The organism is Streptococcus sp. Marseille-Q5112, assembly GCF_916700555.1.
In the GTDB taxonomy this organism is placed as follows: domain Bacteria; phylum Bacillota; class Bacilli; order Lactobacillales; family Streptococcaceae; genus Streptococcus; species Streptococcus symci.
In genome coordinates this window covers 38,866-58,607 of sequence record NZ_CAKAKP010000005.1, presented here as the reverse complement: position 1 = coordinate 58,607, position 19,742 = coordinate 38,866, and the positions used below count along the sequence as shown (strand labels likewise).

General features: G+C 40.1%; 22 protein-coding genes, 1 pseudogene and 1 riboswitch. Of the genes and pseudogenes, 19 read left to right on the top strand and 4 right to left on the bottom strand.

The window, feature by feature from the left end; translation table 11 throughout:
- Positions 1-9: 9 nt before the first annotated feature.
- Positions 10-903 carry an ABC transporter permease gene (locus tag LG372_RS04865; RefSeq protein ID WP_225742260.1) on the top strand — a complete coding sequence of 298 codons (894 nt, stop codon included), beginning with the start codon at positions 10-12 and terminating at the stop codon, positions 901-903.
- Between the two features lie 12 nt (positions 904-915).
- On the top strand, positions 916-1,719 hold the full coding sequence (locus LG372_RS04860; RefSeq protein WP_225742259.1) for an ABC transporter ATP-binding protein: 804 nt from the start codon (positions 916-918) through the stop codon (positions 1,717-1,719).
- Positions 1,720-1,762: 43 nt separating this feature from the next.
- On the opposite strand, the gene LG372_RS04855 is transcribed toward LG372_RS04860, so the two are convergent.
- Together LG372_RS04855 and trkA are read right to left on the bottom strand one after the other, a co-directional pair.
- Positions 1,763-3,202 carry a TrkH family potassium uptake protein gene (locus LG372_RS04855; RefSeq protein ID WP_225742258.1) on the bottom strand — a complete coding sequence of 480 codons (1,440 nt, stop codon included), beginning with the start codon at positions 3,200-3,202 and terminating at the stop codon, positions 1,763-1,765.
- 3 nt (positions 3,203-3,205) lie between these two features.
- A complete protein-coding gene (gene trkA, locus LG372_RS04850; protein ID WP_225742257.1) occupies positions 3,206-4,555 on the bottom strand; it encodes a Trk system potassium transporter TrkA in 1,350 nt (449 codons plus the stop codon).
- A gap of 119 nt (positions 4,556-4,674) precedes the next feature.
- On the opposite strand from trkA, the pseudogene LG372_RS04845 reads away from it, so the two are divergent.
- The 12 genes and pseudogenes from LG372_RS04845 to rpsI form a co-directional block, all read left to right on the top strand.
- A pseudogene (locus LG372_RS04845) lies at positions 4,675-5,160 on the top strand (energy-coupling factor transporter transmembrane component T family protein); the annotation flags it as partial.
- A 192-nt stretch (positions 5,161-5,352) separates the two neighbouring features.
- Positions 5,353-5,856: a tRNA (cytidine(34)-2'-O)-methyltransferase gene (locus LG372_RS04840; RefSeq protein WP_000181382.1), complete on the top strand. Its 504-nt coding sequence runs from the start codon at positions 5,353-5,355 to the stop codon at positions 5,854-5,856.
- Positions 5,857-5,915: 59 nt separating this feature from the next.
- A riboswitch (FMN riboswitch) is annotated at positions 5,916-6,134 on the top strand.
- 164 nt (positions 6,135-6,298) lie between these two features.
- Positions 6,299-6,862 (top strand): ECF transporter S component, encoded by a 564-nt coding sequence (locus LG372_RS04835; RefSeq protein WP_000185834.1) that lies wholly within the window; start codon positions 6,299-6,301, stop codon positions 6,860-6,862.
- A complete protein-coding gene (locus tag LG372_RS04830) occupies positions 6,852-7,502 on the top strand; it encodes a phosphatase PAP2 family protein (RefSeq protein WP_061864518.1) in 651 nt (216 codons plus the stop codon). Before LG372_RS04835 ends, LG372_RS04830 begins: the two co-directional genes overlap by 11 nt.
- Before the next feature lie 27 nt (positions 7,503-7,529).
- The gene (locus LG372_RS04825; RefSeq protein ID WP_061864519.1) at positions 7,530-7,949 is read left to right on the top strand and encodes a hypothetical protein; all 420 of its coding nucleotides are present in this window, start codon (positions 7,530-7,532) and stop codon (positions 7,947-7,949) included.
- A gap of 311 nt (positions 7,950-8,260) precedes the next feature.
- Entirely contained in the window at positions 8,261-9,307 is a 1,047-nt protein-coding gene (pheS, locus tag LG372_RS04820) for a phenylalanine--tRNA ligase subunit alpha (protein WP_049524320.1), read from the top strand.
- A complete protein-coding gene (locus LG372_RS04815) occupies positions 9,307-9,816 on the top strand; it encodes a GNAT family N-acetyltransferase (RefSeq protein ID WP_225742256.1) in 510 nt (169 codons plus the stop codon). Before pheS ends, LG372_RS04815 begins: the two co-directional genes overlap by 1 nt.
- Positions 9,817-9,892: 76 nt before the next feature.
- Entirely contained in the window at positions 9,893-12,298 is a 2,406-nt protein-coding gene (gene pheT / locus LG372_RS04810; protein WP_225742255.1) for a phenylalanine--tRNA ligase subunit beta, read from the top strand.
- A gap of 235 nt (positions 12,299-12,533) precedes the next feature.
- A complete protein-coding gene (locus LG372_RS04805; protein WP_061425399.1) occupies positions 12,534-13,427 on the top strand; it encodes an ABC transporter ATP-binding protein in 894 nt (297 codons plus the stop codon).
- On the top strand, positions 13,424-14,623 hold the full coding sequence (locus LG372_RS04800; RefSeq protein WP_225742254.1) for an ABC transporter permease: 1,200 nt from the start codon (positions 13,424-13,426) through the stop codon (positions 14,621-14,623). The genes LG372_RS04805 and LG372_RS04800 overlap by 4 nt, the downstream gene beginning before the upstream one ends.
- A 215-nt stretch (positions 14,624-14,838) precedes the next feature.
- Positions 14,839-15,285 (top strand): 50S ribosomal protein L13, encoded by a 447-nt coding sequence (gene rplM / locus LG372_RS04795; RefSeq protein ID WP_001044624.1) that lies wholly within the window; start codon positions 14,839-14,841, stop codon positions 15,283-15,285.
- Between the two features lie 18 nt (positions 15,286-15,303).
- A complete protein-coding gene (rpsI, locus tag LG372_RS04790) occupies positions 15,304-15,696 on the top strand; it encodes a 30S ribosomal protein S9 (protein WP_000075976.1) in 393 nt (130 codons plus the stop codon).
- A 132-nt stretch (positions 15,697-15,828) separates the two neighbouring features.
- On the opposite strand, the gene LG372_RS04785 is transcribed toward rpsI, so the two are convergent.
- Together LG372_RS04785 and LG372_RS04780 are read right to left on the bottom strand one after the other, a co-directional pair.
- On the bottom strand, positions 15,829-16,983 hold the full coding sequence (locus tag LG372_RS04785) for a site-specific integrase (protein WP_225742253.1): 1,155 nt from the start codon (positions 16,981-16,983) through the stop codon (positions 15,829-15,831).
- 51 nt (positions 16,984-17,034) lie between these two features.
- A complete protein-coding gene (locus LG372_RS04780) occupies positions 17,035-17,553 on the bottom strand; it encodes a helix-turn-helix domain-containing protein (protein WP_225742252.1) in 519 nt (172 codons plus the stop codon).
- A gap of 147 nt (positions 17,554-17,700) precedes the next feature.
- Between LG372_RS04780 and LG372_RS04775 the strand changes: the two genes are divergently transcribed.
- The 5 genes from LG372_RS04775 to LG372_RS04755 are packed head-to-tail and all read left to right on the top strand — an operon-like array spanning position 17,701 to position 19,697.
- Entirely contained in the window at positions 17,701-17,982 is a 282-nt protein-coding gene (locus tag LG372_RS04775; protein ID WP_000005472.1) for a hypothetical protein, read from the top strand.
- Between the two features lie 8 nt (positions 17,983-17,990).
- Entirely contained in the window at positions 17,991-18,830 is an 840-nt protein-coding gene (locus LG372_RS04770; protein ID WP_001014727.1) for a phage replisome organizer N-terminal domain-containing protein, read from the top strand.
- On the top strand, positions 18,823-19,182 hold the full coding sequence (locus tag LG372_RS04765) for a transposase (RefSeq protein ID WP_225742251.1): 360 nt from the start codon (positions 18,823-18,825) through the stop codon (positions 19,180-19,182). The genes LG372_RS04770 and LG372_RS04765 overlap by 8 nt, the downstream gene beginning before the upstream one ends.
- A 7-nt stretch (positions 19,183-19,189) precedes the next feature.
- On the top strand, positions 19,190-19,522 hold the full coding sequence (locus LG372_RS04760) for a hypothetical protein (RefSeq protein ID WP_001220781.1): 333 nt from the start codon (positions 19,190-19,192) through the stop codon (positions 19,520-19,522).
- On the top strand, positions 19,503-19,697 hold the full coding sequence (locus LG372_RS04755) for a hypothetical protein (RefSeq protein WP_000469564.1): 195 nt from the start codon (positions 19,503-19,505) through the stop codon (positions 19,695-19,697). Before LG372_RS04760 ends, LG372_RS04755 begins: the two co-directional genes overlap by 20 nt.
- The last annotated feature ends 45 nt before the right edge of the window (positions 19,698-19,742 follow it).

The window sequence follows — 19,742 nt, the reverse complement described above, 5'->3', positions numbered from 1 at the left end:
AGGTTTAAGATGAATTTTGTGTTATCTAGTTTATCAGAAGGTTTGTTGTGGTCGATTATGGCGATTGGGGTCTACTTGACTTTCCGTATTTTGGATATTGCGGATATGACTGCTGAAGGTGCCTTTCCACTGGGGGCAGCTGTCGTTGTATCACAGATACAGGCAGGTATAAATCCTTGGATTGCGACCTTACTGGCTTTGCTGGCAGGTATGGTAGCAGGTCTTGTATCAGGAATGCTCCACACCAAGATGAAAATTCCTGCTCTCTTGACAGGGATTGTGACCTTGACAGGGCTTTATTCAATCAATATTAAAATCATGGGTAGCGTGCCCAATCTTTCCTTGGGAGATTCTTCAACTGTTTTTAAACAATTGGCAATCTTAGGGCTGTCAAATGAAGAAGCTGTTTTCTCACTTAGTTTGGCCTGTCTCTTACTTGTTTGTTTGGTCTTGACTCTTTTGATGAAAACAGAGATTGGCTTGGTCTTGCGTTCGACTGGGGACAATATTCCGATGAGTGAGGCCAATGGGGTCAATGTAGACACCATGAAGATTGTTGGTTACATGATTTCAAACGGCTTGATTGCCCTATGTGGTTCCTTGTTTGCCCAAAATGATGGATTTTCAGATGTGACTTCTGGGACAGGAACTATCGTTGTTGGTTTGAGTGCAGTGATTATTGCGGAAGTCTTGATTCACGACTTGACCATTGGAGGCCGCTTATTATCCATCGGAATCGGTGCTATTGTTTACCGTTTGATTATTTTAAATATCTATGAAATTCCAAATCTAGATCAAAACCTGGTTCGTCTCTTTAATGCAATCTTGTTAGCCTTAGTTTTATTTGCGCCAGAATTGCAAAAGAGATTAAAGATTCGTGGTCTAAAATTGAGAAATGAATAGGAGGAGAAAGTTATGGCAAGTTTGTTAACACTTGAAAATATTCACAAAACATTTGAAGCAGGGACGGTCAATGAGAACCATGTCCTCAAAGGATTAGATTTAGAGGTTGAAGAGGGAGATTTTATCTCTGTGATTGGTGGAAATGGAGCAGGGAAATCCACTTTGATGAATATCTTGGCTGGCAATCTATCGGTGGATGAAGGGGACCTTTTATTGACAGGTAAATCCATTAAAAATCTGAGTGTAAGAAAGAGAGCCAAGGATATCGCCCGTGTTTTTCAAGATCCTAAGATGGGAACAGCTTCTCGTTTAACGATTGAGGAGAATATGGCCATTGCCTTGAGACGTGGTCAGAAAAGAGGGCTTGGCTGGGGCGTGAAGGAGAAAGATAGAATCCAGTTCCAAGAGGCCTTGAAAGAGCTGAATATTGGCCTTGAAAACCGCTTGAAAGTAGATACTCAATATCTCTCAGGAGGACAAAGACAGGCCTTGACCTTAGTCATGGCAGCTCTGGTGAAACCCAAACTTTTGCTTTTGGATGAACATACTGCGGCACTTGATCCAAAAACCAGTCAAATGGTGATGGACTTGACGCAAAAGATTGTGGAACACCATCAGTTGACGACTTTGATGATTACCCACGATATGAACCATGCGATTGAGTACGGTAATCGTCTCATTATGCTCTATCAAGGCAAGATAGTGGTGGATGTCAAGGGAGAGGAGAAAAAGCATCTGACAGTTGAAGATCTCATGCATCTCTTCCAGAAAAATAGTGGCCAAAGTCTAGTCAGTGATGAATTGGTTTTGGGATAAATAAAAACACCACACTTTGTAAGACAAAAGGTGTGGTTGTATTTTATCTCTTAGACCAAGTTCTCTTCATAAAGAGAAGTAGGATTGGGTATATCTCCAAGCGCCCTGCAATCATTGCAAAGGAGAGGAGAATTTTTGAGATAGGACTAAAGATTGAGAAACTAGAAGTGGTTCCTAGAATAGGCCCGATGTTATTGAAACAGCTAAAGACAGCGCTGGTAACGACCAGGAAATCATTGCTATCTAGGCTGACAATAAAGATAAGCGCTAGCAAAATCATAGCATAGATGACAAAGTACTTGAGAATCTTATGTTGGGTATCTTTATCAATCACTGTTTTATTCACATGGAGGGTCAAAACACGGTGGGGCGATAGGATTGACAAAATCTGATTTTTAGCAATTTTTGAAAGGATGAGGCCTCGAATAACCTTGAGTCCACCTGCGGTTGAACCAGCAGAACCACCGATTCCCATGAGGAAGAGAAGGATAAATTGGGAGAAGAGGGGCCAGTTGGTAATGTCTCCGTAACCAAAACCAGTCGTTGTAATGATATTGGAAACTTGGAAGAAGGCCATTTCAAAGCTCTTAGAAAATCCTGGGTAGAGATAGAGGGTATTGAGGCTAATCAAGCCTGTAGAAACTAGCACGATGATCAAGTAAGCACGAAGTTCTTCATCTCCAAAGAAGGCCTTGACGCGACGGAGCATAAGGTAGTAGTAGAGATTGAAATTTACCCCAAAAACCAAAACTCCGATACTAACCAGATAGGTAATCAGTGAGCTGCCATAGTGGGCAATCCCGTCGTTATAGACGGTAAAGCCTCCTGTACCTGCTGTCCCCATAGCGATGACAAAACTATCAAATAGGGGCATGCCAGCCAGATAATAGATGATGACAAAGAGTGAAAAGAGAGCTAGATAAAGGAGATAGAGAATTTGGGCAGTGTTTTTGAGTTTGGATACAACCTTACCAAAGACGGGACCAGGAACCTCAGCCTTCATCACTTCTAGGTGGCTATTCTTGGCATTATCCATAATAGCAAGTGCAAAAACAAGCACTCCCATCCCTCCGATCAAGTGGGTAAAACTTCGCCAGAAGAGGAGGGAACGGCTGAGGACCGAAACGTCGTTCAGAATAGTTGCTCCAGTAGTTGTAAAGCCAGAGCTGATTTCAAAAAAGGCATCGATAACGCTGGGAATTTGCTTAGCAAAAACAAAGGGGAGACCACCAAAGAAAGACCAGAGGATCCAACAGAGGGCAACAATCAAGACTCCCTCCTTGGCATAAATCCGTTGATTTTTGGGCTTTTGTAAAATTCCTGAACCGCCTAGTAATACGAGAATCCCTATTGTTGAAAAGAGGGCCGTAAAGACTTGGCTCGATTCACGGTAATAGACAGCGACAGACACAGGAACCAAAAGAAGAACAGCTTCAATCAAAAGTAATTTTGAAAGGAGGTAACGAATCATACTTTTATTCATTTCTTACCTCGCGATCAAGTCATAAATCTTGGTGATGTTTGGCAACAGGGTTGTTACTAGGAGCTTGTCTCCAACTTCCAGCATATCCTCCCCAGTAGGGAAAATAGTCTTGCCTTTTCGAATGATAGCTGCAATAAGAACCCCTTTTTTCAATTTCAGTTGAGAAAGAGGTTTGGCAGTCATCTTATTAGCTTCCTTGATATGGAATTGCAGGGTTTCGATTTGGCCATTTGCTAGATGGTGCATGGCTTGAAGGTCTGAATACTGGGCATTAACTCGACCACGAATGAAGTGCATAATCGTATCTACAGCGATGCTTTTAGGTGTGATGATACTTGAAAAATCAGGCGCATTGATAATCTCGAGGAGACTGGTACGATTGACCTTAGTAATATTTTTCTGTACACCTACCCTGTCAAGGAACATAGAGGTAATCAGATTTTCCTCATCGACTCCTGTTAGAGTCGCAACGGCATCATAGTTTTGAGCACTTTCTTCCAGCAGGATATCTTTTGCGGTACCATCTCCTTGAACGATGTAGAGATTTGGGAATTTCTCGCTAAAGAAGCTAGCGATTTCAGGATTGATTTCAATAACCTTGGTATCGATACGACTGTCTTTGAGGATACCTAGTAGATAATAGGCAATTCTACCAGCTCCAACAATAAGAAGACTCTTCACGGCACGAGATTTAAAATAATTATGGAAGAGCATCATATCAACACGGTTACCAGTGACAAAGATTCTATCTTTATCCTGTATGGTCATGTCACCACTTGGGATGATAATTTGATGATCTCTTTCGATCGCACAGACAATGACATTGCCAAATTTTTTCCGAAAATCAGAAATGGGCATTTGGCAAAGACCACTGGAGGATTTAACAGTGAATTCCATCAAGCTGACCCGTCCACCAAAGAAACGTTCGACAGAGAGGGCGTTGGGGAAGTCAATGATATTCGCGATAGCGCGGGCAGCCAAGAGCTCAGGATTAACGATAAGAGAAAAACCGAGAATATTCTTTTCCTTGAAATAAGAGTTAGAATATTCAGGGTTCCGCACCCGAACGATGGTCTCTTTAGCTCCCATTTTTTTGGCTAGAACGGCTGCAATCATGTTCACTTCATCGTATTCAGTCAGGGCGATAAAGATATCACAATCTTGGACACTGGCTTGCTCAAGGATGGTAAAATCAGCCCCGTTACCAAGGATACCCATGATATCAAAGCGATTAACAATATGATTGAGGACGGCTTCGTTTTGTTCAATCAGTAAAACATCGTGCTTTTCTGCAACCAAGGAGCGACAGAGGGCAGAACCAACTTTTCCCCCTCCGACAAGGATAATTTTCATAATAAAACCTACTTCTTCATTATGTAACTATCATACCTTTTTTCAAGAAAAAATGCACCTACTAGCTAATCAGCAGAGTTTTTAGTAGGAAATTTGCTATAAGGTAAAACTATACCCTATACCTGTTAAATCTGGTCATTAAGTACCTTTGCACCATTCCTCTGGCTATTATTTTTTTGATGACAACCCACCCTAGTCAGTTTGCTTCCAGTTTAAATCAAATTGGTGTGCCTTACAAGATTGCCTATTCAGTCAGCCTGACCTTGCGTTATATTCCAGATTTACAGGAAGAATTCTTTACTATCAAGATGTCTCAGGAAGCGCGTGGGATGGAATTATCCAAGAAAGCTTCTCTTATGCAACGAATCAAAGGCAATCTGCGCATTATCACTCCCTTGATTTTTAGCTCTCTAGAACGCATTGATACCATCGCGACCGCTATGGAGCTTCGCCGCTTTGGAAAAGAGAAAAAACGCACTTGGTATAGTTACCAGGCCTTGAAAAAAGGAGACTATCTTACCTTGCTCTTGGCAGCCTCGTTTTTAGTAGCTAGTTTACTACTTATCTTGCAAAATCACGGACGATTTTACAACCCTTGGAAATAGCTTGAAAAAATTGAAAAAATCAAGTCGTTTCTATTGACAATGATTCTGAAAGTGTTATACTAAGAAAGTAGTTTCGCTGATTTACTTCAAACCTGTTGTGAGGTAAGTTAACGATGCCTTAACCACGCTGTTTGCTGAGCTTGACTCCGGGCAGTGTGGCTATTTTTTTGCAATGGTGAAAGGAAGCAAGTCATGACAAATCACATTGTATTATTTGAGCCACAAATTCCACAAAATACAGGCAATATCGCGCGTACTTGCGCTGCAACCAATTCTCCCCTCCATATCATCAAGCCTATGGGCTTTCCTATTGACGACCGCAAGATGAAGCGAGCTGGATTGGATTATTGGGATAAACTAGAGATTTATTTTTACGAGAGTTTGGAGGATTTCATGTCTCAGATGAAGGGCAAACTCTATCTGATTTCGAAATTCGCGGAAAAAGTCTATTCTGATGTGGATTTATCGACTGACGAGGACCATTATTTTCTCTTTGGACGTGAAGACAAGGGCTTGCCTGAGGACTTTATGCGCGAACATCCTGAAAAGGCTCTCCGTATTCCTATGAATGATGAACACGTCCGCAGCCTCAATGTGTCTAATACCGTCTGCATGATTGTCTATGAGGCTCTTCGCCAGCAGAACTTTGCAGGTCTTGAGCTCGTTCATACCTATGAAGTGGATAAATTGAAATAAAAAATGAAAATGAAAATGAACAAAATGCTTGCGCTTGCAAGCGTTTTTTGTTATGATAAAAGAGTCTTCAGGGCAGGGTGAAATTCCCGACCGGCGGTAAATTTGACGATCTATTTTAGCTTTCTCGTCGTTGTCTTGTCTCGATATACTTTAAGTATTATCTTCGACTGCGACGCCTAGATAAATCTAAAATATCTTAGCCAAATAAGTCCGCGAGCGCAAGCTGATGTGGTGAGATTCCACAACCGACAGTATAGTCTGGATGGGAGAAGACGAAAGAATAGCTTTGTCTGTTCTGATAGATTTATAGCTAGATTGTAACCGCTTGCTTTTGTTTTCTTTAATAGAGTGAGAGGGGACTTTTGGGATATAAAAAGTGAGAATAGATAGAGGAGTCCTTTCTAACTTCTTCTGATTTTATAGAAAATTGGAGGAACCTGTTATGACAAACACACGTCGACTTTCGACCATTGCGATTTTATCAGCCATCTCATTTGTGCTGATGTACTTTGACTTTCCGCTATTGCCAGCGGCATCCTTCCTCAAGATCGAATTTAGTATCTTGCCAGTCCTTGTGGGTCTGGTGGTCATGGATTTGCCTGCTGCTCTAGGAGTTCTCTTGCTTCGCTCACTCTTGAAATTGCTTCTTAACAGCCAGGGAGTGAATACTTACATTGGTTTGCCAATGAATATCGTAGCTTTGGGAGTTTTTGTCATCGTCTTTGCTTTGATTTGGAAAAAGGAACGGACAACCCTTCGTTTCCTACTAGGCTCTCTAGCTGGAACTATTGGTTTAACCGTGGCTATGTTAGTTCTCAACTATGTTTATGCTGTTCCTTTGTACGCTAAGTTTGCTAACTTTGATATTGGAAAAATTTTGGGACTTTCCAACTACCTAATGACTATGGTGTTGCCTTTTAACTTGATTGAGGGTGTCATCTTTTCCGTTTCATTCTGGTTGTTGTATGTTCTCTTGAAACCAACCTTAAAACATTATGAAAGATAAACAAACATTTTTAATGAAGGGCAGTTTTGCCCTTTTACTTTTCGTTATTCTTGGCTATATGGTCAAATTTTACCCTGAAACGCTGGTCGGTTTTGACCAACCGATACAGACTGCTGTTCGCGGAGACTTGCCAGATTACTTGACTATTCTTTTCAGGGCCATCACACGCTTGATTGATATTCCAGTGATTATCACTTGGGTTGTCATTACAGCTTTTGTTTTTTATCGTAAGCGGTGGAAGATAGAAAGTTTCTTCATGCTGGGAAATCTGGCTTTGACAGCTCTTTTAATCGTTACCTTTAAAAATATCTACCAGCGCCCACGACCAGCTATTTTACACTTGGTTGAGGAGAAGGGATTTTCCTTTCCAAGCGGCCATTCTCTGGCTGTGACGCTGATGGTAGGGACTTTGATTGTTATTCTTAGTCAGCGGATTAAAGATTCGGTCTGGAGAAAAATCGTACAAATCGTCCTTGGCCTCTACCTAGTCAGTGTGTTGGTATCAAGGGTCTATCTGGGAGTTCATTATCCATCAGATGTACTTGCCAGTCTCTGTGTCGGCTTGGGAGTCTTGTTTATCGAGTTTCCCTTTTATGATAAGCTCCGCTTCCAATGGCGATTTAAAGGTAAGCAGAAGTGAGTATCAAATTCCTTTGAGGAGAAAGAAATGAAAGTCAATATAGCAGATCTTCATCCGACTCAACTATACTTATCAGAAAAGAAGTTGCAAGATATTCAGATGCTTTACCAGTCGGCAGAAACAATCCAAGTCGATCCAATCAGTATTCTTGACTTTGGAAATTGCTTGTTGATTACAGATGGGCATCACAGGGCTTATCAGGCTTTATTGGCAGGTCGGGATACGATTTCTGCTGAGTGGGATAGAGATGGTGGTGATGAACTATATCATCTCTATGCGCAAGCCTGCGAAGAAAGAAAAATCTACTCTGTTCTGGATTTAAAAAATCATACCTTAGCTCAAGATGAGTATGAAGCAAAATGGTATAACTGGTGTGATGGTTTTAATCAAGCAGCAACTCTCTTGTTGAAAAGGAAAGCAGATGAAACAGGCCCTACAAATAGGTAGTGCATTGTGTCTTGTTCCTTTTTATACTGAAATTAGTCTAATCTAACTTGTTTTTTAACTAAAAATCTGATAAACTAAGTAGTAATTGAATAGAAATCTGCAAGACTAGTAACTCAAGGGAAGTATATCAGGGAGGAGAGCCGTGACTGCAAGCTCTCTATATGAAAGCTGGGTGAATTCACTTGCGCATGGATTTAGAAATGAAGGTCTGACTTGTCAGATGAAAACGGATGGTACCGCGTGTCAACGCTCCGAGTGGAGTTTTTGGCATGTGGTTTTCTTTTTATCTACGAGAGACTGATGGAGGAATTATGTCAACTATTGAAGAACAATTAAAAGCGCTTCGTGAAGAAACGCTGGCTAGCTTGAAGCAGATTTCTGCTGAAAATGAAAAAGAGATGCAAGATTTACGTGTTTCTGTCCTTGGTAAAAAGGGTTCGCTCACTGAAATCCTCAAAGGGATGAAAGATGTTTCTGCTGAGATGCGTCCAATCATAGGGAAACACGTCAATGAAGCTCGTGATGTCTTGACAGCAGCCTTTGAAGAAACAGCTAAGCTCTTGGAAGAAAAGAAAGTTGCGGCTCAACTGGCTAGCGAGAGTATCGATGTGACGCTTCCAGGTCGTCCAGTAGCGACTGGTCACCGTCACGTTTTGACACAAACCAGTGAAGAAATCGAAGATATTTTCATTGGAATGGGTTACCAAGTCGTGGATGGTTTTGAAGTAGAGCAAGACTACTATAACTTTGAACGTATGAACCTTCCAAAAGATCATCCAGCCCGTGATATGCAGGATACTTTCTATATCACTGAAGAAATCTTGCTCCGTACTCATACGTCTCCAGTGCAGGCGCGTGCTATGGATGCCCATGATTTCTCTAAAGGTCCTTTGAAGATGATCTCACCAGGGCGTGTGTTCCGTCGTGACACAGACGATGCGACCCACAGTCACCAGTTCCACCAAATTGAAGGCTTGGTTGTTGGGAAAAATATCTCTATGGCAGACCTTCAAGGAACCCTTCAGTTGATTGTGCAAAAAATGTTCGGTGAAGAGCGTCAGATCCGTCTGCGTCCATCTTACTTCCCATTCACAGAGCCGTCTGTTGAGGTGGATGTTTCTTGCTTCAAGTGTGGTGGAGAAGGCTGTAACGTATGTAAGAAAACTGGTTGGATTGAAATCATGGGAGCCGGTATGGTTCATCCACGTGTCCTTGAAATGAGTGGTATCGATGCGACTGTTTACTCTGGATTTGCCTTTGGTCTTGGTCAAGAGCGTGTAGCTATGCTTCGTTACGGAATCAACGATATCCGTGGATTCTACCAAGGAGATGTCCGCTTCTCAGAACAGTTTAAATAGTGATTAGAAAAGTAGAAAAGGCAGATGTTGGGGTGTTGGCTAAAATTGCCAAACAAACCTTTCGTGAAACATTTGCGCATGATAATACGGAAAAGCAGTTACAGGAATACTTTGAAGAGGCTTATAGTCTGAGAGTTTTGTCAACTGAGTTGGAAAATCCTGACTCCGAAACCTATTTCATTATGCACGAAGAGGAGATAGCTGGTTTTCTTAAAGTCAACTGGGGAAGTGCTCAAACTGAGAGAGAATTAGAGGACGCTTTTGAAATTCAACGCCTCTATGTGCTACAAAGATACCAAGGATTTGGACTAGGTAAGCAACTGTTTGAATTTGCTCTTGAACTTGCTACAAAAAATAATTTTTTCTGGGCTTGGTTAGGTGTTTGGGAGCATAATACAAAAGCTCAAGCGTTTTATAATCGATATGGTTTTGAAAAATTTAGCCAACATCATTTTATGGTTGGTCAAAAAGTAGATACGGATTGGTTACTGAGAAAGAAATTAAGGTAAGAAGATGATTCTTCTATTGAAATGATAGGAAAGGAAAAGAACTAGAGTGGCAACTGTCATTCTGGAGAACTAAATTATGCTTGTATCTTATAAATGGTTAAAAGAATTGGTGGACATTGATGTTCCATCACAAGAGTTGGCTGAAAAAATGTCAACTACAGGGATCGAGGTAGAAGGTGTCGAATCACCTGCTGCTGGTCTCTCAAAAATTGTCGTCGGTGAGGTCTTATCTTGCGAAGATGTGCCAGAAACTCACCTCCATGTTTGTCAGGTTAACGTTGGCGAAGAAGAAGCACGTCAAATCGTTTGTGGTGCTCCGAATGTGCGTGCTGGTATCAAGGTTATGGTGGCTCTTCCAGGTGCTCGCATCGCTGACAACTACAAAATCAAAAAAGGAAAAATCCGTGGCTTGGAGTCACTTGGGATGATCTGTTCACTTGGTGAATTGGGAATTTCTGACTCAGTTGTGCCTAAGGAATTCACAGATGGCATCCAAATCTTGCCAGAAAATGCCGTTCCTGGGGATGAAGTCTTCTCATACCTAGACTTGGATGATGAAATCATCGAACTGTCTATCACACCAAACCGTGCGGACGCTCTTTCTATGCGTGGAGTAGCTCACGAAGTTGCAGCCATCTATGACAAGGCGGTCAACTTTAAAGAATTTACTCTTTCAGAAACTGACCAAGCTGCAGCAGATGCTCTTTCTGTGGGCATTGAGACAGACAAAGCGCCTTACTATGCAGCTCGTATCTTGGACAATGTTACTATCGCACCAAGTCCACAATGGTTGCAAAACCTTCTTATGAATGAAGGTATTCGTCCTATTAACAACGTGGTGGACGTGACAAACTACATCCTGCTCTACTTTGGTCAACCAATGCATGCTTTTGACTTGGATACCTTTGAAGGGACTGACATCCGTGTGCGTGAAGCGCGTGCTGGTGAAAAATTAGTGACCTTAGACGGTGAAGAACGTGACTTGGAAACAAATGACCTAGTCATCACTGTCGCAGACAAGCCAGTAGCCCTTGCAGGTGTTATGGGTGGTCAAGCAACAGAAATCTCTGAAAGATCTAGTCGTGTCGTCCTTGAAGCTGCTGTTTTCAATGGCAAATCTATCCGTAAGACCAGCGGTCGCCTTAACCTTCGTTCTGAGTCATCTTCTCGCTTTGAAAAAGGGATTAATGTGGCAACTGTTAACGAAGCCCTTGATGCGGCGGCTAGCATGATTGCAGAACTTGCAGGTGCGACGGTGCGCAAAGGCATCGTTTCAGCGGGTGAACTTGATACCTCTGATGTGGAAGTTTCTTCAACTCTTGCTGATGTTAACCGTGTCCTCGGAACTGAGCTTTCATATGCTGATGTAGAAGACGTCTTCCGTCGTCTTGGCTTTGGTCTTTCCGGAAATGCAGACAGCTTTACAGTCAGCGTCCCACGTCGTCGTTGGGATATCATAATCGAAGCGGACCTCTTTGAAGAAATCGCTCGTATCTATGGTTATGACCGCTTGCCAACTAGTCTACCAAAAGACGATGGGACAGCTGGTGAATTGACTGCGACGCAAAAACTTCGTCGCCAAGTTCGTACCATTGCTGAAGGGGCAGGTTTGACAGAAATCATCACCTACGCTCTAACAACTCCTGAAAAAGCAGTCGAGTTTACGGCTCAACCAAGTAATCTTACTGAACTTATGTGGCCAATGACAGTAGATCGTTCTGTCCTCCGTCAAAATATGATTTCTGGTATCCTAGATACAGTTGCCTACAATGTGGCTCGTAAGAATAAAAACTTGGCCCTTTACGAGATTGGAAAAGTCTTTGAACAAACAGGTAATCCAAAAGAAGAACTTCCAAATGAAATCAACAGCTTTGCTTTTGCCTTGACAGGCTTGGTTGCTGAAAAAGATTTCCAAACAGCAGCAGTTCCAGTTGATTTCTTCTATGCTAAGGGAATCCTTGAAGCGCTATTTTCTCGTTTGGGACTCCAAGTAACCTATACGGCAACATCTGGAATCGCTAGCCTTCACCCAGGTCGTACAGCTATGATTTCACTCGGTGACCAAGTTCTTGGTTTCCTTGGCCAAGTGCATCCAGTCACTGCTAAGGCTTACGATATTCCAGAAACGTATGTGGCTGAGCTCAACCTTTCAGCCATCGAAGCTGTGCTTCAACCAGCTGCTCCATTTGTGGAAATCACGAAATTCCCAGCAGTTAGCCGTGACGTTGCCCTCCTTCTCAAGGCAGAAGTGACTCACCAAGAAGTTGTGGACGCTATCCAAGCTGCCGGCGTGAAACGTTTGACAGATATCAAACTCTTTGACGTCTTCTCAGGCGAAAAATTGGGACTTGGTATGAAGTCAATGGCTTATAGCTTGACTTTCCAAAATCCAGAAGACAGCTTAACGGACGAAGAAGTCGCACGCTATATGGAAAAAATCCAAGCGTCTCTCGAAGAAAAAGTCAATGCAGAAGTGCGTTAAAGTATCAATCCATCCTTCGGGGTGGATTTTTGCTTTTCAAATAACAATTCAGGATCAAAAATAGACAGTTGAGGAACAGAAGAGATAAATTAGAATTTAGCACTGTATAATGTACTCATAACTCAAAGTACCCCAAGATTTTTTACTAAAATGAGGATGATAAAAATGGACAGAAATCATTGTAAAGGCTATCAAAAAGGAGTATAATGAGTGCAAGACATTTCGGAGGTGAAAGATGCTAGAAGTAAGAAGTCTAGAGAAAAGTTTTGGACCCAAGCAAGTTTTGTTTGGTATTGACTTTCAAGCGCGACCAGGTCGTATTTTGGGACTAGTCGGAAAAAATGGTGCTGGGAAGACAACGATTTTCCATAGTATTTTGAAGTTTTTAGAATATCAAGGAGAAATCAGTCTAGATGGTCAGGATATTCGTCAGGAGACCTACGCTCGGATTGGCTATCTACCTGAAGAACGCAGTCTCATGCCTAAATTGACAGTCCTTGAACAAGTTCGCTACTTGGCGACTCTAAAGGGCATGGATGCCAAAGAAATCAAGGAAAAACTCCCTCAATGGATGAAGAGGTTGGAAGTGAAAGGGAAGCTGACTGATAAAATCAAGAGTCTGTCAAAAGGAAATCAGCAGAAGATTCAGCTCATTATTACTCTGATTCATGAACCAGACTTGATTATCTTGGATGAGCCTTTCAGTGGCTTGGACCCAGTCAATACAGAATTGCTCAAGCAAGTCATTTTTCAAGAAAAAGAACGTGGGGCAACCATTATCTTTTCTGACCATGTCATGACCAATGTTGAGGAACTTTGTGACGATATTCTGATGATTCGAGATGGCCGTGTGGTCTTGCATGGGCCGGTTCAGGATGTCCGCAATCAATACGGGAAAACGCGTCTCTTTGTTTCAAGTGAACGAAGCAAGGAAGAATTGGAAAACCTTCCTCATGTCAAACAGGTGAGCTTGACCAAACAAGGCAGTTGGAAATTAATCCTAGATGATGAGAGTGCTGGAAGAGAACTCTTCCCAATCTTGACTCAGGGGCAATATATCGCAACCTTTGACCAACAAGCACCAACAATCGATGAAATCTTTAAACTAGAATCAGGGGTGGAAGTATGAGCAATATGTGGGTTGTAATCAAGGAAACCTATCTTCGACATGTCAAATCGTGGAGTTTCTTCTTTATGGTGATTTCGCCGTTCCTCTTTTTAGCCTTATCTGTAGGAATCGGCTATCTCCAAGGGTCTTCTATGGCCAAGAATAGTAAGATAGCAGTAGTAACAACTGTGCCATCTGTGGAAGATGGGCTCAAGGGTAGCAATGGTCTCAATTTTGATTATCAGGATGAAGCCAGTGCCCAAGCTGCTATCAAAGATGAGAAAATCAAGGGTTACTTAACCATTGACCAAGAGGACAGCGTCCTCAAGGCCGTCTATCATGGTGAAACTTCTCTTGAAGCAGGCATCAAGCTAGCAGTAACCAATAAGCTCAACGAACTGCAATACCAACTCAATCGTTCGGCAGCAAATTTGTCACAAGAACAGGAAAAACGCTTGGAACAGACAGTTAACTTTACGGAGAAAATTGATGAATCCAAGGAAAATAAAAAAATGATTCAAACCTTTGCGGCCGCAGGGCTTGGTTTCTTCCTTTATATGATTTTGATTACCTATGCTAGTGTCACTGCTCAGGAAGTGGCTAGCGAGAAAGGAACCAAAATTATGGAGGTGGTCTTCTCTAGTATCCGAGCTAGTCATTATTTCTACGCTCGCATGCTGGCTCTGCTTCTTGTGATTTTGACCCATATTGGCATTTACGTCGTAGGTGGACTTGCTGCCATTCTTCTCTTTAAAGACCTACCAATCTTGGCACAATCTGGTATTTTAAACCATATAGGAGAAGCTTTCTCGCTCAACACCTTATTGTTTGTCTTGGTTAGCCTCTTTATGTACGTTGTTTTAGCAGCCTTCCTAGGATCTATGGTTTCTCGCCCTGAGGACTCAGGAAAAGCCTTGTCGCCTTTGATGATTTTGATTATAGGTGGTTTTTTTGGAGTGACAGCTCTAGGTGCAGCTGGTGACAATCTCATCTTGAAGATTGGTTCATATATTCCCTTTATTTCGACTTTCTTCATGCCATTTAGAGCTATTAATGGCTATGCAGGGGGAGTAGAAGCATGGATTTCACTTGCTATTACAGTGATTTTTGCAGTGGTAGCAACAGGATTTATCGGACGCATGTATGCCAGCCTAGTCCTTCAAACGGATGATTTAGGGATTTGGAAAACCTTTAAACGTGCCTTATCTTATAAATAGAAGAGCCTCGCGAAAGCGAGGTTTTTTAGAGATAAAAAGAGTGGAATTCAGAAAAATATTTTTCATATCTATTGACTTTTAGGGGTGAAATTTGGTATTATAGTAGGCGGTATTGTTTACCCCATTTGAAAGGCCCCGGAACCTTCCAAATACTTTTCGATGGGAAGGAACACCCATCACCGTAAACAAAAATCGAACTATATATAGGAGAAATCATGAACAAAACAACATTTATGGCTAAACCAGGCCAAGTTGAACGTAAATGGTACGTAGTTGACGCAACTGATGTACCACTTGGACGTCTTTCTGCAGTAGTTGCTAGCGTACTTCGCGGAAAAAACAAACCAACATTTACACCACACACTGATACAGGTGACTTTGTGATTGTTATCAATGCTGAAAAAGTTAAATTGACTGGTAAAAAAGCAACTGATAAAATCTACTACACTCACTCAAACCACCCAGGTGGATTGAAACAAATCTCTGCAGGTGAACTTCGTTCTAAAAATGCAGTACGCTTGATTGAGAAATCAGTTAAAGGTATGCTTCCACACAATACTCTTGGACGCGCTCAAGGTATGAAGTTGAAAGTATTTGTTGGAGCTGAGCACACTCACGCTGCACAACAACCAGAAGTTCTTGACATTTCAGGACTTATCTAAGGAAAGGAACAATAAAGTATGTCACAAGCACAATATACAGGTACTGGACGTCGTAAAAACGCTGTTGCACGCGTTCGCCTTGTTCCAGGAACTGGTAAAATCACTGTTAACAAAAAAGATGTTGAAGAGTACATCCCACACGCTGACCTTCGTCTTGTAATCAACCAACCATTCGCAGTTACTTCAACTGTAGGTTCATACGACGTTTTCGTTAACGTTGTAGGTGGTGGATACGCAGGTCAATCAGGAGCTATCCGTCACGGTATCGCTCGTGCCCTTCTTCAAGTAGACCCAGACTTCCGCGATTCATTGAAACGCGCAGGACTTCTTACACGTGACTCACGTAAAGTTGAACGTAAGAAACCAGGTCTTAAGAAAGCTCGTAAAGCATCACAATTCTCAAAACGTTAATCAATACGATTATATCAACGTTTCAAAGCACTTTGCAAAGATTTTGCAAAGTGCTTTTTTGTCGATTTTTGAGCTCGATTAGCTTTGTGATAACCTTCTGATAACCTCTTCTAAATTTTAAAAATCATGACTCTATTTTGCTTTATTGAGATAATCTGCAAATTTGTCAATAGAGTTTTTCTCACCAGTTTTTGTAGTGTGAGTATAGACATCTAATGTCATCTGACTGCTTGCGTGTCCGAGTCGTTTTGATGTATTAGAAGGGTCGATTCCAATTTCAGACATAAGTGTTGCATGTGTATGTCTGAACCCATGTGGGCTAATTGGTTTTAATTTATGCTTTTTAATAATTCGATTCAGTACATTGTTAATGTAATCAGCATGCAGGGGTTCAATTTTGTCATTGCTTGATATGTAAGAGAACATATATTCGTTACTAATATTCAGCTTTGTAAGAGGTAATTGAGATTGTTCTTTTAGATAGAAATTTCTCCATTGCTTAATAATATCGATTGTCTCATCATCAAGATAGATTGTGCGAACTGAAGATTCATTCTTTGTGCTCTTTTCAATCGCTTTACCGTCAATTCTTCCTAGACTTTTGTTTATGTTTAAGAGATTGCTATCAAAGTCAATATCAGCCCATTTTAAAGCGTATAACTCCCCTTTTCGTAGTCCACTAAATGCCAGCAGTCTAAATAAAGCAAAATGTTTAAATGGCTCAGTTTCTTTCACTATATCAAGGAAATGATGTAATTCCTCCAGAGACCAAAAATTATCTGATCTTGTCTTTTTGATTTTAGGCATGATAACATTCTTCATTGGATTTCGATCAATGTAGTTCATATTGATTGCAAAATCAAAAATTTTTGAGGTATAGGATTTTATCTGTTTGATATTTTTGAAAGTCTGAGATTTTTGTGTAATAAAGTTTTGACAGTCTAAAGGACTGATTTGGTCAATAAATTTATCTCCAAATATTGGTAGAATGTGTATTCGATAGATATTCTTAGTTTGGGAAGAAGTTGTTTCTTCAACGGTACCAACATAGGCCTTAAACCATTCTTGATAAAGTTCTTTATAAGTGACTTTGGGGTTAGGTTTGTCGGTATTTACTGTGGGGGCCACGACACCAGCTTCTAAACGAGCTTCGTACAATTTTGCCTCTTTTTTGGTTTTGAATCCTCTCTTTAAGTGCCTTTTTTTCTTTCCATAAGCATCTAAGCCAATGTAAAAGCTGACATAGTAAAGAATTCCTTTTTTTGTTTTGTATTTGTGTATAGACATTTTTTCTCCGTATCTAAGTTTTCGGAGCTTATGTAATTGAGAAATGAGTGTCTATCTATTTTTTCTATCTTCTTGTCGGATAGCGTATTCGTCTGTTTTAATCCAGCTCTGCCAAACTTTAGAGTCTTTATTTTGGTGATTCATATAGTCTATAAACTCTGACATAAAATGTTTATTTTTCTCAGCTAGGTATTCTGAAAAAAGGTGACGAAATTCATCTGAAAAAGTATCATCAAGTGGCAGTGTTAATGACCTTTCACCAAATTCGATACTTTTCTTTAACTTCTCCATATCGCTTTTAAAAGGTGTTACAGAACCAATTTTAGATGTTTTAAAACTATCTGTAACAATTTTAAGATTTGATGGAGCGTGTGGGTTGCTATCAAGTCCCATAATGTAAGCGACGGAAACATTAAAGTATTTTGCTAATTTTTCCGCATTATCTTTTTTAGGTTTGCGGATTCCCTGATTGTATCCAGAAAGTGTAGGATAGGCTATATTTGTAGCTTCGCTAATTTCTGTCAATTTTTTTCCGCTATTTTCTATCAGTTTAGTAATATGATTCGTCATAAGAACCTCCTTTTTATCATTATAACACATTTTATTCTTTTTGAATAAAAAAGCTTGACAAAAATTCAAAAAGGATATATAATTCAAAATGAATAACAAATTAAATGGTTTCGGAGCTTATTTAATTTAGAAATGAGGTGTGAATTTATGTCGGAAACTACTTTAGTTGTCCAGCTTCCTAAAGAATTAGAGAAGCAATTACGTGCTCACTATGATGAGATGATTTCAAATGCTGTAGCAAGAGTATTTGAAGATAAAGAACTTTATAAACCCATGGTTCGTATGTCAGGTTTGTCTAGGTGGTTAGATGTATCTACAACTACAATCCAAAAATGGACAAAAGAAGGAATGCCAACCATGGTGATTGATGGAGTGACTTTATATGATAAAAGAGCAGTAACAAGATGGTTGAAGCAATATGAAAGATAGGTACTCGTATGAATGGTGTTCAGTGGATCAAGATAACAACAGATATATTTGATGATGAAAAAATTCAACTAATAGAATCAATGCCAGAAGGAGATACGCTTATTGTAATATGGTTTAAAATTCTGGTGCTTGCAGGAAAGCAAAATAATAGTGGCATATTAAGTCTAGGGAACAAGGTTTATTACACAGAAGAGATGCTTTCAACAGTGTTTAGACGAAAGGCTACATCTGTAAAATTAGCTCTCAGTATGTTTGAAGAATTTGGCATGATAGAAATCATAGATGGCGCTATTACCATTCCAAAATGGGAGAAACATCAGAATATAGATGGACTAGAAAAGATTAGGAAACAAACTAGGGAACGTGTTGCTCGTCATAGACAAAAACAAAAAGCACTAATTACAGGCGAGCCACAACTCGTTTTAGACTGTAACGTTACAGTAACGGATGAAAATGATAATGTAACGCAAGAGATTAAGAACAAGAGTAAGAATAAGAAAGAGATTGAGAATATACTGGATAATAGTTCTAGAAAGCCTGAAACTTATATTCCACCCAAATATTATTCTTTGTTAGAATCCATTTCTTATAAGTACAATGATAGATTTTTGTATCCTAACAATTACACTTTAACACATGCTCAGAAGATGAAGATAGGCGAGTATTTGGCTAGTGGGTATGTAACTAGTGATGAAGTTATTAGCATGATTGAACGGATTCCTGAGGATGCGACTTCTCCTTTAGCGTATTTATTTAAGTCTATGGAGAATTTAAAGCAGGAACGTATGCTGGAGTGCAAAGCTATTGCCCATGAAAATGCCCGAAAGAAGTATATGATAAATGAGTAGATATAGGACTGTTCTAAAGAAATGTTACATCACTGAGGAGCAAAATGAAATAGTGAATAACTTGATTGAAATGACAAATCATCTAAGTTTTTCCTCTTATGCCAGAAAAATGTTATTTAAGAGCTCGCCTATTTATCTTCAATTTGATTTTGAATCTTATCATGACTTTATATTTCAAGTTAGAAGAATTATCAATAACTTACGTCAGTTAGAAAGAATGGCAGAACAAAGTGAGGATTTGGATAATGTAAGGATATTTCACTACTGCGTTGAGCTGATGATAGAATATGAAAAGAAGACAAGTAAACAAGTGAAAGAACTTGTAAAACGACTAAATAAGAAAACGAGGTGATAGGACCATGAGAATAAAATCTGTGTTGAAACAGGTGTTTTTGACGGAAGAAGAAAATAAAAAATTAAATGATTGTATGAGGAAGGAAAATATTCGTAATTTTTCTGAGTTTGCTAGACAAAAATTAATACGAACAGATTTGAACATCCAAAAAGTCTCTTTTGAAGGTTTAGTTCCTTTAACAGAAGAGTTGGAACAAGTCGGAAAGAATATCAATTCTATAGCCTGTCTTGCAACTGTAGTTGGGAGAATAAGCTATGAAAACAAAATGGATATGTCTATTTTGATGCAAAAAATAGTTGATGTGATGGAGGAAAAAGATGTTTATTTTCAAAAGTAATATGGATAAGGATTTTGATCAGATATGCGAATACATATTGAAATTAAAGCGAGCAGAATTATTTCTTCATGGAATTAAACAACAAGATAAAACGAAGGCTCGTTTGTATCATGCGATGCTGGAATACTACGATGCTAACCATAAAAAAGAAAGACATATGAGAATTTTAAAATAAGGAAACGCTGTTAAAATTTTTGCAGCGTTTTTTATATATCTTCTT

Coding starts and splice junctions, on each gene's coding strand:
- LG372_RS04865 (WP_225742260.1), top strand. CDS start 10: ATGAATTTTGTGTTATCTAGTTTATCAGAAGGTTTGTTGTGGTCGATT.
- LG372_RS04860 (WP_225742259.1), top strand. CDS start 916: ATGGCAAGTTTGTTAACACTTGAAAATATTCACAAAACATTTGAAGCA.
- LG372_RS04855 (WP_225742258.1), bottom strand. CDS start 3,202: ATGAATAAAAGTATGATTCGTTACCTCCTTTCAAAATTACTTTTGATT.
- trkA (WP_225742257.1), bottom strand. CDS start 4,555: ATGAAAATTATCCTTGTCGGAGGGGGAAAAGTTGGTTCTGCCCTCTGT.
- LG372_RS04840 (WP_000181382.1), top strand. CDS start 5,353: ATGACAAATCACATTGTATTATTTGAGCCACAAATTCCACAAAATACA.
- LG372_RS04835 (WP_000185834.1), top strand. CDS start 6,299: ATGACAAACACACGTCGACTTTCGACCATTGCGATTTTATCAGCCATC.
- LG372_RS04830 (WP_061864518.1), top strand. CDS start 6,852: ATGAAAGATAAACAAACATTTTTAATGAAGGGCAGTTTTGCCCTTTTA.
- LG372_RS04825 (WP_061864519.1), top strand. CDS start 7,530: ATGAAAGTCAATATAGCAGATCTTCATCCGACTCAACTATACTTATCA.
- pheS (WP_049524320.1), top strand. CDS start 8,261: ATGTCAACTATTGAAGAACAATTAAAAGCGCTTCGTGAAGAAACGCTG.
- pheT (WP_225742255.1), top strand. CDS start 9,893: ATGCTTGTATCTTATAAATGGTTAAAAGAATTGGTGGACATTGATGTT.
- LG372_RS04805 (WP_061425399.1), top strand. CDS start 12,534: ATGCTAGAAGTAAGAAGTCTAGAGAAAAGTTTTGGACCCAAGCAAGTT.
- LG372_RS04800 (WP_225742254.1), top strand. CDS start 13,424: ATGAGCAATATGTGGGTTGTAATCAAGGAAACCTATCTTCGACATGTC.
- rplM (WP_001044624.1), top strand. CDS start 14,839: ATGAACAAAACAACATTTATGGCTAAACCAGGCCAAGTTGAACGTAAA.
- rpsI (WP_000075976.1), top strand. CDS start 15,304: ATGTCACAAGCACAATATACAGGTACTGGACGTCGTAAAAACGCTGTT.
- LG372_RS04785 (WP_225742253.1), bottom strand. CDS start 16,983: ATGTCTATACACAAATACAAAACAAAAAAAGGAATTCTTTACTATGTC.
- LG372_RS04780 (WP_225742252.1), bottom strand. CDS start 17,553: ATGACGAATCATATTACTAAACTGATAGAAAATAGCGGAAAAAAATTG.
- LG372_RS04775 (WP_000005472.1), top strand. CDS start 17,701: ATGTCGGAAACTACTTTAGTTGTCCAGCTTCCTAAAGAATTAGAGAAG.
- LG372_RS04770 (WP_001014727.1), top strand. CDS start 17,991: ATGAATGGTGTTCAGTGGATCAAGATAACAACAGATATATTTGATGAT.
- LG372_RS04765 (WP_225742251.1), top strand. CDS start 18,823: ATGAGTAGATATAGGACTGTTCTAAAGAAATGTTACATCACTGAGGAG.
- LG372_RS04760 (WP_001220781.1), top strand. CDS start 19,190: ATGAGAATAAAATCTGTGTTGAAACAGGTGTTTTTGACGGAAGAAGAA.
- LG372_RS04755 (WP_000469564.1), top strand. CDS start 19,503: ATGTTTATTTTCAAAAGTAATATGGATAAGGATTTTGATCAGATATGC.